Genomic DNA, 12974 nt, shown 5'->3' on the forward strand with positions numbered 1-12974 from the left:
ATGAAATTTGCGGTCATCGTTTTTCCAGGTTCAAATTGTGACGCAGATATGTTATGGGCAATTCGCGAGATCATGGGCGCTGATGCCGAATTTGTACGGCATGATGAGTCCTCTTTAGAAGGATTTGATGGGGTTTTACTGCCGGGAGGATTCTCCTATGGTGACTATTTGAGATGCGGTGCGATTGCTCGGTTTTCTACAATCATGGAAGAAGTGATTCGTTTTGCTGAAGAAGGGAAACCCATATTCGGTACATGTAATGGATTCCAGATATTGACAGAAGCTGGACTGTTGCCAGGTGTACTGAGACGAAATGAGTCTTTGCATTTTATTTGTAAAACTGTACCATTGAAAGTCAACCCTAAGACAGCCTTTACTTCAGAATATGAAGCAGATGAAATAATCTCTCTTCCAGTTGCTCACGGGGAAGGAAATTATTTCTGTGACGAAGAAACACTTGAAGAACTGAAGGAAAATAATCAGATCGTCTTTACTTATAATGACAACATCAACGGCAGCGTGGAAAACATTGCAGGGATTACGAATAAAGCGGGGAATGTGTTAGGAATGATGCCTCATCCAGAACGTGCAGTAGAAGACTTGCTAGGATCAGAAGATGGGAAACGGTTCTTTGCTTCCATTTTAAAAAACTTCGGAAAGGTGACCGTATAGATGAAAACATTGAATGAACCGACAGCTGAAGAGATCAAGAAAAAAAGAATCTATGCCGAATGGGGATTGACTGATGAAGAATATCGAATGATCGAAGAAGATATCTTAGGAAGAATGCCTAATTATACGGAAACTGGACTGTTTTCTGTTATGTGGAGCGAACATTGTTCCTATAAAAATTCTAAACCGGTTCTACGCAAATTTCCTACTAGTGGACCTCATGTCTTGCAAGGCCCTGGAGAAGGCGCAGGTATCGTCGACATCGGTGATGGACTAGCAGTTGTCTTCAAAGCAGAAAGTCACAACCATCCCTCAGCCGTGGAGCCTTATGAAGGAGCTGCGACAGGAGTTGGCGGAATCATCAGAGATATTTTCAGCATGGGGGCTCGTCCAATTGCGCTGCTAGATTCATTGAGATTCGGCGAATTAGATAATCCAAGAACAAAATATTTACTAGAAGAAGTAGTTGCAGGTATCGGCGGATACGGCAATTGTATCGGCATACCGACTGTAGGTGGCGAAATTGCATTTGATCCTTGTTATGAAGGAAATCCATTAGTCAATGCAATGTGTGTAGGTTTGATTGAACACAAAGATATCCAGAAAGGGCAAGCCGCTGGTGTCGGCAATTCGATCATGTATGTAGGAGCAAAAACAGGTCGCGACGGCATCCACGGCGCAACTTTTGCCTCAGAAGAATTTAGTCAAGAAGAAGAACAGCAACGTTCTGCTGTACAAGTAGGCGATCCTTTTATGGAAAAGCTGCTGCTTGAAGCGTGTTTGGAATTAATCTTGCATCATTCGGATTCTCTAGTAGGTATACAGGATATGGGAGCAGCAGGACTTGTTTCATCTAGTGCGGAAATGGCTTCAAAAGCTGGTTCAGGACTTATATTGACATTAGACGAAGTCCCACAAAGAGAAACTGGAATGACGCCTTATGAAATGATGCTATCCGAATCACAAGAACGGATGTTGATTTGTGTCAAATCAGGAGAGGAGGAAAAAATCCAAGAACTATTTCAGAAGTATGATCTAGATGCAGTCACTATCGGTAAAGTAACAGACGACGGGCAATATCGTCTATATCATCAAGGGAAAGAAGTAGCGAATCTGCCAGTCGATGCGCTGGCTGAAGATGCGCCAGTCTATCATAAAGAGATGAAAGAACCAGCTCGAATCGCAGATTTTCAGCGGTTGGCTCCTTATCAGCCGGTTATTGAAGAACCTGGACAAGTATTGCTTGATCTGCTGCAACAACCGACGATTGCTTCGAAACGTTCAATCTACGAAACTTATGATTCACAAGTACAAACCAATACAGTTGTCTGTCCAGGAAGCGATGCGGCTGTGATGAGAGTCAGAGGGACGAACAAAGCATTAGCGATGACCACAGACTGCAACGCTCGTTATCTCTATTTGGATCCAAAAGTCGGAGGACAAATAGCAGTGGCAGAAGCAGCTAGAAATATCATTGCTAGCGGTGGCAGACCCTTGGCGATCACCGACTGCCTGAACTATGGTTCTCCTGATAAACCAGAAGTTTTTTGGGAATTATCGACTTCAGCTGACGGCATTGCTGCTGCGTGTGAAACGTTAGGAACTCCTGTTATTTCAGGAAATGTCTCTTTATATAATGAAACGGACGGTCAAGCAATCTATCCAACACCGATGATCGGTATGGTCGGATTGATCGAGGATCATGAACATATCACTACTCAGGAATTCAAAAAATCAGGGGATCTAATCTATATATTAGGCAAGACGTTTGCAGATTTTGATGGCAGTGAATTACAAAAGATGCAGCTTGGAAGAATCGAAGGGGTGATTCGAAACTTTGATCTAGCCGTTGAAAAGAAAAACCAGGAGTTAGTATTGACAGCCATCCAAAACGGATTGATCGAAAGTGCCCATGACTGTTCAGAAGGTGGCTTGGCAATTGCACTGGCAGAATCAGCTTTCAAATATCAGTTAGGTTTATCTGTGCAGTTTGGCTTGCCCTCTGCACAATTGTTTGCAGAAACTCAATCAAGATTTGTATTGACAGTTGCACCGGAAAACCAGACACGATTCGAAGAAATGATGGGAGATGCTGCTTTTTTAGCAGGTAAGGTGACGGATGAAGCGATAATCGAAATTTCAGCAACTGACGGTCAAATCAAAATAGAAACAGCAGTAGCAAGAAAGTGCTGGGAGGATGCAATCGTATGTCTTATGAAGTGAAGAGTTTAAATGAAGAATGCGGGATCTTCGGTGTTTGGGGTCATCCAGACGCCGCTAGTGTGGCATACTTCGGGCTCCATAGTCTTCAGCATCGAGGACAAGAAGGTGCGGGTATCGTGTCCAATGATCGAGGAAAGCTCATGGGTCATCGAGACCTGGGTCTACTTTCTGAGGTATTCAAAGATCAAAGAAAATTGCAGCAGTTAACAGGAGAAGCTGCAATCGGACATGTACGTTATGCAACAGCAGGCAATGGAAGTGTGGACAATATTCAGCCTTTTCTATTCAAATTTCATGATCAGTCGATCGGCTTAGCGCATAATGGTAACTTGATCAATGCTCGCTCCCTTAGAAAAGAGTTAGAGGAAAATGGGGCGATCTTCCATTCCAACTCCGATACGGAGATATTGATGCATTTGATCCGACGAAGTGAAGAAACAGATTTTTTAAATAAATTGAAAAGTGCTTTAAATGAAGTCAAAGGTGGCTTTGCCTATTTATTAATGACAGAAACGGCAATGATTGCCGCTTTGGACCCGAATGGTTTTCGTCCATTAGCAATCGGACAAATGAAAAACGGAGCATACGTGATTGCCTCGGAAACTTGTGCATTAGAAGTTATTGGGGCACGTTTCATAAGAGATGTCCAGCCTGGTGAGATAGTGATCATCAATGACGAAGGAATCCAGATCGATTGCTTTACGAAGGACACGCAGCTTTCTATTTGTTCGATGGAATATATCTATTTTGCCAGACCGGATTCAAATATCGCAGGGATCAATGTGCATACTGCACGGAAAAACATGGGACGGAATTTAGCGAAAGAATCGCCAGTAAAAGCAGACATGGTCGTTGGTGTACCTAATTCTTCTTTGTCAGCCGCAAGCGGTTATGCAGAAGCTAGCGGTATCCCTTACGAAATTGGATTAGTAAAAAATCAATACATTGCCCGAACATTTATCCAGCCGACGCCAGAACTAAGAGAGCAAGGCGTCCGAATGAAATTATCTGCTGTACGCGGGGTAGTGGAAGGGAAAAAGGTGATTATGGTTGATGATTCGATTGTTCGGGGCACGACAAGCAGACGGATCGTCCATCTTTTGAAAGAAGCAGGAGCAAAAGAAGTACATGTGAGGATTGCTTCTCCTCCTTTGAAATATCCGTGTTTTTATGGGATTGATATTCAAACGCGTAAAGAACTCATTGCGGCCAATCACACGATTGATGAAATCAAAGAATGTATCGGTGCAGATTCTTTAGGTTTTTTAAGTGAAGAGGGTCTGATCGAATCGATTGGTCTAGAAAAAGATGCTCCGTATTCAGGATTGTGTATGGCTTATTTCAACGGAGATTATCCGACGCCGTTATATGACTATGAAGAAAAATATCAGGAATCACTAAAAGAAAAAGTATCGTTCTTTTAAAAGCAGATCAAGAAGGGAGCATATGAAGCCAATGGCAAATGCATACGCAAAAGCTGGCGTAGATGTCGAAGCTGGATATGAAGTAGTAGAACGGATCAAGAAGCATGTCAGAAAAACGGAACGATTAGGCGTGATGGGCGCTATAGGAGGATTCGGCGGCTGTTTCGATTTATCGGTCTTTCAATTAAAAGAGCCAGTCCTTGTTTCGGGGACCGATGGTGTAGGGACGAAATTAGCAGTAGCAATCGAGGCAGACAAACACGATACGATCGGAATCGACTGCGTAGCGATGTGTGTCAATGATATCTTAGCACAAGGGGCAGAGCCGTTGTATTTTTTAGATTACTTAGCAACGGGGAAAAATGATCCGACACGTTTAGAAAATGTAGTAAAAGGTGTAGCAGATGGGTGTGTTCAAGGAAATATGGCACTGATCGGCGGAGAGACAGCTGAAATGCCCGGTATGTACTCAGGAAATGATTATGATTTAGCCGGATTTGCTGTAGGGATAGCTGAAAAATCTCAATTATTGACAGGAGAAACAATCAACCCAGGAGACGTTTTGCTTGGAATAGCATCTAGCGGTATCCATTCAAATGGGTACTCTCTTGTTCGCAAAATTTTCTTTGAGCAGCAGCAGTTTTCTTTATCATCAAACCTGCCAGAATTGAAAAAAACACTTGGCGAAGTATTACTTGAACCAACGAAAATCTATGTTTCTGCCTTGCTTCCCTTGATCAAAGAAAAGAAAATCAAAGGAGCTGCACATATCACCGGTGGAGGGTTTGTAGAAAATATCCCGCGAATGTTGCCAGAATCTATGGCTGCTGAAATCAAACTTGGCACATGGCCGATCCTTCCGATCTTCGGCTGTTTACAAAAATATGGTGAGATTCCTATGATGGAGATGTATGAAATATTCAATATGGGCATTGGGATGGTCTTAGCAGTCGAGGAAGCAAAAGTAAAAGAAATCGTACACGAGATTGAGCAAGCTGGCGAAAAAGTTTATGAAATCGGAAAAGTGATCGCCAAAGAAAAACATCGTGTGGTATTTACAGGAGAAGAACGATGAGAATCGCTGTTTTTGCTTCTGGAAACGGAAGCAACTTTCAAGCGCTAGCAGATTATTTATCGAAAAAAGGATTGGAAGCTTCGATTGACTGGTTGTTTTGTGATCAGCCTGCAGCATATGTTTTGAAACGTGCAGTCGCATTGGATGTACCGGCAGATTGTTTTTCACCTAAAGAATTTGACTCCAAAAAAGAGTATGAAGCAGCGATTTTGCATAAATTGAAAGAAAAAAAGATCGATTTGATCGTATTAGCTGGATACATGCGAATCATTGGACCAGTATTGCTGGAAAATTATGATAAAAGAATCATCAATATCCATCCATCTCTTTTACCTGCATTCCCTGGTTTGCATGGCATTCGTGATGCATTTGAAGCTGGAGTAAAAGAAACGGGTGTCACAATCCATTATATCGACCAAGGTGTAGATACTGGACCAATCATCCGGCAGGAAAAAGTGAGGATCGAACAGGAGGACACGTTCGATTCTTTAGAAGAAAAAATCCATAGAATAGAGCATCGGATCTATCCAGAAGTGATTAGTGAAATTATTGAAAATGGAGGCTATCTGAAATGACAAGAGCATTGATCAGTGTATCAGATAAAACTGGGATTGTAGCATTTGCCCAAGGTTTGGTTGAACAAGGAGTAGAAATCATTTCAACAGGAGGAACAAAGCATGCGTTGGATCAAGCTGGGATCAAAACGCTTTCGATCGAAGAAGTGACGGGGTTTCCTGAAATGATGGATGGACGTGTCAAAACACTGCATCCTAAAATCCATGGTGGTCTTTTAGGAAGACGCGATCTCCCTAGCCATATGGAGGCAATGGAAACGGAAAATATCCAACCAATCGACTTTGTTTGTGTCAATTTATATCCTTTCAAAGAAACGATTATGAAACCAAATGTCGAAATAGCAGAAGCTATTGAAAACATTGATATCGGTGGTCCTAGTATGCTCCGTAGTGCAGCAAAAAACCATGAATTTGTCACCGCTGTTGTTGATCCATCTGACTATGAAGAAGTACTTTCAGAATTACGTCAGTATGGGCATACTTCACTTTCTTTCAGACAAAAACTAGCGGCAAAAGTCTTTCGTCATACTGCTGCATATGATGCACTGATCGCTCAATACTTGACGGATTGGGTGGAAGAAAAAGAACCGGAAAAATTGACACTTACGTATGAACGAAAACAAACGCTTCGTTACGGTGAAAATAGCCATCAAGCCGCTGCCTTTTATCAGTCCGCTCTTCTGGAAAAATATTCGATTGCAGCAGCAAAACAACTCCATGGGAAAGAACTTTCTTATAATAATATCCGAGATGCAGATGCTGCGTTACGGATCATGAAGGAATATGACGAACCAACGGTAGTCGCCTTGAAACACATGAATCCTTGTGGTATTGGGATAGCATCTACGATTTTAGAAGCGTGGGAAGCAGCATATGAAGCAGATCCTGTTTCAATCTTTGGTGGGATCATCGTTTTGAATCGAGAAGTAGATCTGCCAACAGCAGAACAGATGCATAAGCTGTTTCTAGAAATCATCATTGCCCCTTCTTATACAAAAGAAGCTTTGGAATTACTGCAAAAAAAGAAAAACATCCGATTACTGACAGTAGACTTTGCGCAAGAAGAAAATCAAAATCGAGAAGAAACGGTCTCAGTCTTAGGTGGACTTCTTGTACAAGATCAAGATCTGGCAATGGAAAACGAAGAAGAATGGAAAGTCGTGACAAAACGTAAGCCGACTCCAGCAGAAGCAAAAGCATTAGCGTTTGCTTGGAAAGCTGTCAAACATGTGAAATCTAATGCGATCGTACTGGCAAACGAACGTCAGACAGTAGGAATCGGAGCCGGGCAGATGAATCGAGTCGGTTCAGTAAAAATTGCGATTGAACAAGCGCAAGAGAAAATGGAAGGTGCAGTTTTAGCTAGCGATGCTTATTTCCCAATGGATGATTCAGTTGAATATGCAGCCAAACATGGTATAAAAGCAATCATTCAGCCAGGTGGAAGTATCAAAGACCAAGATTCTATTGATATGGCGAATAAATACGATCTAGCAATGGTCTTTACTGATGTTCGGCATTTTAGACATTAGAGAGGAGTCGGATAAATGAACATTTTGGTGATCGGTGCAGGTGGTCGTGAACATGCAATAAGTAAAAAACTTTTAGACAGTCCGAAGGTGGATACTGTGTATTGTGCGCCAGGAAATCCTGGAATGACAAAGGATGGCATCAATTGTGTCGCTATCAGTGAACAAGATCATTCAGCATTAATTCATTTTGTTAAGAATGAGGCGATTGATTGGAGTATCGTTGGTCCTGAAGTTCCTTTATTAAATGGGATCGTCGATGATTTCATGGCGGAAGGATTGAAAATCTTCGGTCCGACAAAAGCAGCAGCTCTGATCGAAGGTTCGAAAAGTTTTGCTAAACAATTGATGGAGACGTATCAGATCCCGACAGCTAAATCCAGAAGTTTTGAATGTTACGAAAAAGCAGCAGCGTATATCAAAGAAAACGGTGCGCCAATCGTAGTGAAAGCGGATGGCTTAGCAGCTGGAAAAGGTGTAGTCGTGGCTACAACAGTGAAAGAAGCGCTGGATGCGGCAGAACAAATGTTGAACCAGCATCGATTTGGGAACAGCAGCAAAAAAATCGTCGTAGAAGAGTTTTTGGCAGGAGAAGAATTCTCCCTTTTGGCGTTTGTCCGTGATACCAAGGTGTATCCGATGGTCATTTCGCAAGATCATAAGCGGGCATTTGATAACGATAAAGGGCCAAATACAGGCGGGATGGGTGCTTATTCACCAGTACCGCAAATTCCAAAAAAGATGATTGAAAAAGCTGTGGAAGAAGTTTTAAAACCGGCGGCTTTGGGAATGAAAGAACTAGGACGCTCTTTCACGGGTGTTTTATATGCGGGTTTGATTGCTACGAAGGAAGGACCAAAAGTGATCGAATTCAATGCGCGTTTCGGTGATCCTGAAACGCAAGTCGTTCTTTCTCGGTTGAAGAGTGACTTTGCACAAGTAATCGATGATTTATTAGAGAATCGTGCAGTAGAGTTAAAGTGGCAGCAAGAAGGATACAATGTAGGCGTTGTGGTGGCAGCTGCCGGTTACCCCGAAGAATATGAGACAGGAATGGTTCTACCAGATTTTCTGGAAGAAGAGCTTTCTGTTTACTATGCTGGAGTTTCCTCAAATAACGGCAAACTAGTTGGAACAGGAGGACGCCTTTATCTAGTAGAAGCATACGGTGAGACGATCAAAGAAGCACAGGAAAAAATCTACACCGCGTTAATGGATAAAACGACAGATGGAACATTTTATCGTACAGATATTGGAGAAAAAGCTGCCAATAGCGAACTGGTCGTGAAGTAAATCAGCTGCTTCCATTTATAAAAAAAATACAACAAATATAGTCGGAAGCGCCGATTTTAGTGAAGCCTTTTCATAAAGAGTGTGGTACACTTTTGTTGTGTATATAAATAAGGAGGAGTTCAGATGAAAAAAATTCAATTAGGTACTTCTGATCAGAAAGCAGCTGCAGTGATCTTAGGCTGTATGCGTATCAACAATGCGGAAGATCCAGTAAAAGTGATTGAGACAGCTTATGAAAACGGCATTGATTTTTTTGACCATGCAGATATTTATGGGAACGGTGAATGTGAAGAAATCTTTGCAGATGCTCTAGCAAAAACATCAATCAAACGAGAAGATCTTTTTATTCAAACAAAATGTGGAATCGTTCCAGGTGTGATGTTTGATTTTTCTAAAAAACATATCATTGAATCTGTGGAAAAAAGTTTGACCCGTCTGAAAATGGATTATGTGGATGCTTTACTTCTTCATCGTCCAGATACATTGGTGGAACCAGAAGAGGTAGCTGAAGCGTTTGATGAATTGGAACGATCAGGTAAAGTCCGTTATTTTGGTGTCAGCAATCAAAAACCAATGCAAATCGAATTGCTGAAAAAATATGTTCGTCAACCATTAGTAGCTAATCAGCTGCAATTTGGCTTGAAACATACTGGAATGATCGATCAAGGGATTCATGTCAATATGACAGATGAAGCAAGTATCGACCATGATGGTAGTGTACTTGATTATTCCCGTTTGCATGATATGACGATCCAAGCGTGGTCGCCATACCAGTATGGATTTTTTGAAGGTGTATTTATCGGGAACGAAAAATTCCCTGAATTAAACCAAACATTAGAAGAACTCGCAGCTAAATATCAAACGACACCAACTGGCTTGTCTTCTGCTTGGATTTTGCGCCATCCAGCCAATATGCAAGTAATCGCCGGTACGATGAACGTAGGGCGAATCAAGGAAATCGCTCAAGCATCAGAAATTAATATGTCTCGGGAAGATTGGTACGAATTGTACCGTGCTGCTGGAAACATTTTACCTTAAAAGTTGTCATAAGCAGGTGAACGTTGCGATCAATTAAAAAGGCGGAATATCTTGAAAGCTATTTTCAGCTTCGAGATATTCCGCCTTTTTTTTATTGCCAACGGGAAAGAGTATCGCTATACGGATTTTATTTATTATTTATTTTTGTTTTCAAGGAAAAGCTGTGTCCGATATTCTTTTGGGGAAATCCCTTGTTTTTTCTTAAATAAATAACTGAAATAGTTAGGGTCATTATAACCAATCTCAAAAGCAATATCTGAGATACGATAGTCTGATTGCTGCAATAATTTTTTTGCTAATTCGATTCTTTGTTCTGTCAGATAATCGATGAATGTTTGGTTAAACGATTGAGAAAAAATCGTACTGAAATGAGAGGGGCTTAATGCAACTTGTTGAGCGACCCAAGTTAAGGACATATCTGGATCGGTAAAATTTTCTTTGATAAAATCCAATGCATGGTTCAAAATTGGCTGATATTTGTTCTTTGAAGGCTGTGAGGGCAGAGCAGTTAAGAAAGAAATGAACATATAAACAGTCGAACGGTAAAGCGAGTCGTCGGCGCTGATTGCTAAGCGTTGGCTAGTGGATGTGCAATGAACCATTTCTTGCGGGATTTCCTTTTCTTTCAGGCGGACATGCTGGAGTAGCTTAGTCAAGACAAATAAACGATATAATCGTGTTCGGATTGGTGTGCCTTGTGGTTTCGTCAAGTGTTCGATGTACTTAGATACTTCGTTTTTCGATAATGAAGACAAATCAAGTGAGAGATCAAAGTAAAAGACAGAATCAACTGGAAGTTTTGCTTCTTTAATCAAATCCTCATAGCTGATAATTTGATCTTTAAGGGAACTGGCAGTTTCAAGTATCATCTGCGTGATCTCAAAAGATGTAGGTAATTCGCTGATTCTTTCTGCGACAGGACCGATGGCGACTGAAAAATTATTTTTTGTCCCTTTTCTAATTCATGGACCAACGTTTGGGCTACCTGATAACTGGTCTCGATCACATTTTCTTCAAGAGGATCAACTATTAAAAATTTGATGAATCGAGAGGAAACAGCAGAAAAAATCACTTGTTGATTCTCCCTAAATAAAAACTTCAAATAATCACTGAGATGAGCGTAATCTTCAAAGTCTGTACTGACTTGGTTTGCTGCTAATAATACGGTCATTTTTTTCCCTGCTAAAGAGCGATTGAAAGATTCAGCAAGTTTCAATGTTTCACTGATCGTAAGTGAGCCTTTGAACAAACCGTTCAAGAAATGATTTTTTTTCAATTCGAAAACAAGATCAGAAGAAGGGTGCGTTTCTTTTTGCTGCAAGTCTAACGCAGTCACTGCTTTTTCTATTGCTTGTTTCAATTCGTTGCTTTTAATTGGTTTAAGTAGATAATCATCTGCCTGTACTTGGATTGCTCCTTTCATATAATCGAAATCGTCGAATCCGCTAATAAATATGAGGCGAGTCCAAGGAAGCAGTTTCCTTGCTTCTTTTGAAAAAGTCAAATTGTCCATGAATGGCATTTGGATATCAGTCAGAATGATATCGGGCTGTAAGTCGATAATCGAAGACAGTGCCATCTCACCATCTCCAGCTTCCCCGACATAAGTGATTGGATAATAAGAACCAAGGGCAGTTATTTGTTCCCGCAAGTTATTGCGAATGAGGTATTCGTCTTCGATGATAAAAACTTTATACATGTTTGTTTCCTCCAATTGTTTTGGGAGATATAGGAATCGTCAGTGTGACAGTTGTCCCTTCTCGGTATTTGCTGTCAATCGTGATAGGTTTTTGATTATTTCCGTAATAGAGAAGGAGACGCTTGTTTACGTTGTAAAGCCCGTAGCCGATACTGAAATCTGAATCGATCCCTTTGGCTAACTCTTTACGTATTTCTGCTAGTTTTTCTACAGGAATGCCAATACCGTTGTCTATGACTTTGAATTGGATCATTTCGTCGATTTTGCATGCAGTAATACGAATAAATCCTTTGTGACGAACGTACTTTGTTCCATGGTACACAGCATTTTCGATCAATGGTTGCAAGATCATCTTTAAAATAGAAACAGGAAAAAGTGTTTCTGGTATATCGATCTTATAGTCAAGCATATGTCCGTATCTTATTTTTGAAATGACCAGATAATCATTGATATGGCTGATTTCTTTTTCAAGAGGAATCCAGTCTTGTCCTTTGCTTAAAGACGTACGAAAAAAGCCGGAAAGTGCATGGGTCATAGTCAGAGCTTCTTCAAAGCAGTCTTGTTCGATTAAAGAAATGATGGCATCCAAACTGTCTATAAATAAAATGAGGAGTGATCTGAGCTTGCAATACACGAACTTCACTTTGTGCTAAATGGTATTGTTTCAAAGCGTTCTCCCGTAAAGACTGGTTTAGATCTTCCGCCATTTTGTTCATACTAGCGGTAAGTGTCTGTAGTTCTTGTGTTTCTGGCATGTTTAAACGAAATCCAAGATTTCCTGAAGAAAGCTGTTCGGACATTGTGATCAGCTGATTGATCGGCTCTTGGACCTTCTGCTCTAAAAAGCGGCGATTCTTTTTCGCATAGAAAAAAATAGTACTAAGAACCCCCAATTCGACTATCGTTAATAAAATGAGCGAGCGGACAAGCGTCGTATTTTTTTGACTTGCTAAGTCGATTTCCACACGAACAAAATCCTGTAAAATATCTGACAGTAGTTGAGTGACAGAATCGACCTGATTGATGATCTGTTCATTGGTATCCATAAAATCTTCTGCCAAGATATGATGAATGAGCTCAGCTTGATAATCTTCCAATGTATCGATCGTACGTAACGATACATCTAACGTACTAATTTCTTTAAGTGTATTTGTATTATTTTTGATCTCACGAATATCATTCCTAAGTTCTTCTAGGATATTTTCCTCATTGAACTCATCTACGGTTACTTGGCCAGAAATCAAGTCCCACATACTTTCCAAAACTTTTTGATCAACCTTCAAAGCAATTGCATCTGCTTTTTGGATATTTGCGATCGTCTGTTGATAAATCAAAAGCTGTTGCGAATATAACAGTATGCTCAGTAGCAAAGGGATAACAGCAAATAGAAGCATGGCTTTGTTTGCTTGGGCAAAAATCTGTTTTATGCTTAAATTTTTGGTCATG

Annotated in this window: 8 protein-coding genes and 2 pseudogenes; 8 read left to right on the forward strand and 2 right to left on the reverse strand. The window is 40.8% G+C overall.

The genetic code is table 11. The features are described 5' to 3' along the window. The 8 genes from purQ to AB3I00_RS12570 all read left to right on the forward strand — a co-directional run bounded on the left by purQ (position 1) and on the right by AB3I00_RS12570 (position 9829). Positions 1 to 672, forward strand: coding sequence for a phosphoribosylformylglycinamidine synthase subunit PurQ (gene purQ / locus AB3I00_RS12535; RefSeq protein ID WP_368025350.1), 672 nt, complete (start codon positions 1 to 3; stop codon positions 670 to 672). Then, on the forward strand, positions 673 to 2895 hold the full coding sequence (gene purL / locus AB3I00_RS12540) for a phosphoribosylformylglycinamidine synthase subunit PurL (RefSeq protein WP_024635310.1): 2223 nt from the start codon (positions 673 to 675) through the stop codon (positions 2893 to 2895). Next, positions 2880 to 4319 carry an amidophosphoribosyltransferase gene (purF, locus tag AB3I00_RS12545; RefSeq protein ID WP_002309482.1) on the forward strand — a complete coding sequence of 480 codons (1440 nt, stop codon included), beginning with the start codon at positions 2880 to 2882 and terminating at the stop codon, positions 4317 to 4319. The genes purL and purF overlap by 16 nt, the downstream gene beginning before the upstream one ends. A 22-nt stretch (positions 4320 to 4341) precedes the next feature. Next, a complete protein-coding gene (purM, locus tag AB3I00_RS12550; protein ID WP_002292224.1) occupies positions 4342 to 5394 on the forward strand; it encodes a phosphoribosylformylglycinamidine cyclo-ligase in 1053 nt (350 codons plus the stop codon). Beyond that, positions 5391 to 5969: a phosphoribosylglycinamide formyltransferase gene (gene purN / locus AB3I00_RS12555; protein ID WP_368025352.1), complete on the forward strand. Its 579-nt coding sequence runs from the start codon at positions 5391 to 5393 to the stop codon at positions 5967 to 5969. The genes purM and purN overlap by 4 nt, the downstream gene beginning before the upstream one ends. After that, positions 5966 to 7501, forward strand: coding sequence for a bifunctional phosphoribosylaminoimidazolecarboxamide formyltransferase/IMP cyclohydrolase (gene purH, locus AB3I00_RS12560; RefSeq protein WP_086286075.1), 1536 nt, complete (start codon positions 5966 to 5968; stop codon positions 7499 to 7501). Before purN ends, purH begins: the two co-directional genes overlap by 4 nt. Before the next feature lie 15 nt (positions 7502 to 7516). Next, positions 7517 to 8791 (forward strand): phosphoribosylamine--glycine ligase, encoded by a 1275-nt coding sequence (gene purD / locus AB3I00_RS12565; RefSeq protein WP_002292221.1) that lies wholly within the window; start codon positions 7517 to 7519, stop codon positions 8789 to 8791. Between the two features lie 123 nt (positions 8792 to 8914). Then, entirely contained in the window at positions 8915 to 9829 is a 915-nt protein-coding gene (locus tag AB3I00_RS12570; RefSeq protein WP_086286074.1) for an aldo/keto reductase family oxidoreductase, read from the forward strand. 134 nt (positions 9830 to 9963) lie between these two features. Here AB3I00_RS12570 and AB3I00_RS12575 read toward each other — a convergent pair. Continuing rightward, a pseudogene (locus tag AB3I00_RS12575) lies at positions 9964 to 11528 on the reverse strand (helix-turn-helix domain-containing protein). After that, positions 11521 to 12973 (reverse strand): annotated as a pseudogene (locus tag AB3I00_RS12580) (sensor histidine kinase). Before AB3I00_RS12580 ends, AB3I00_RS12575 begins: the two co-directional pseudogenes overlap by 8 nt. Between the last annotated feature and the right edge of the window lies 1 nt (position 12974).

This window comes from Enterococcus sp. C76, from assembly GCF_040886985.1.
Taxonomy (GTDB): Bacteria; Bacillota; Bacilli; order Lactobacillales; family Enterococcaceae; genus Enterococcus_B; species Enterococcus_B lactis.

Coding starts and splice junctions, on each gene's coding strand:
- purQ (WP_368025350.1), top strand. CDS start 1: ATGAAATTTGCGGTCATCGTTTTTCCAGGTTCAAATTGTGACGCAGAT.
- purL (WP_024635310.1), top strand. CDS start 673: ATGAAAACATTGAATGAACCGACAGCTGAAGAGATCAAGAAAAAAAGA.
- purF (WP_002309482.1), top strand. CDS start 2,880: ATGTCTTATGAAGTGAAGAGTTTAAATGAAGAATGCGGGATCTTCGGT.
- purM (WP_002292224.1), top strand. CDS start 4,342: ATGAAGCCAATGGCAAATGCATACGCAAAAGCTGGCGTAGATGTCGAA.
- purN (WP_368025352.1), top strand. CDS start 5,391: ATGAGAATCGCTGTTTTTGCTTCTGGAAACGGAAGCAACTTTCAAGCG.
- purH (WP_086286075.1), top strand. CDS start 5,966: ATGACAAGAGCATTGATCAGTGTATCAGATAAAACTGGGATTGTAGCA.
- purD (WP_002292221.1), top strand. CDS start 7,517: ATGAACATTTTGGTGATCGGTGCAGGTGGTCGTGAACATGCAATAAGT.
- AB3I00_RS12570 (WP_086286074.1), top strand. CDS start 8,915: ATGAAAAAAATTCAATTAGGTACTTCTGATCAGAAAGCAGCTGCAGTG.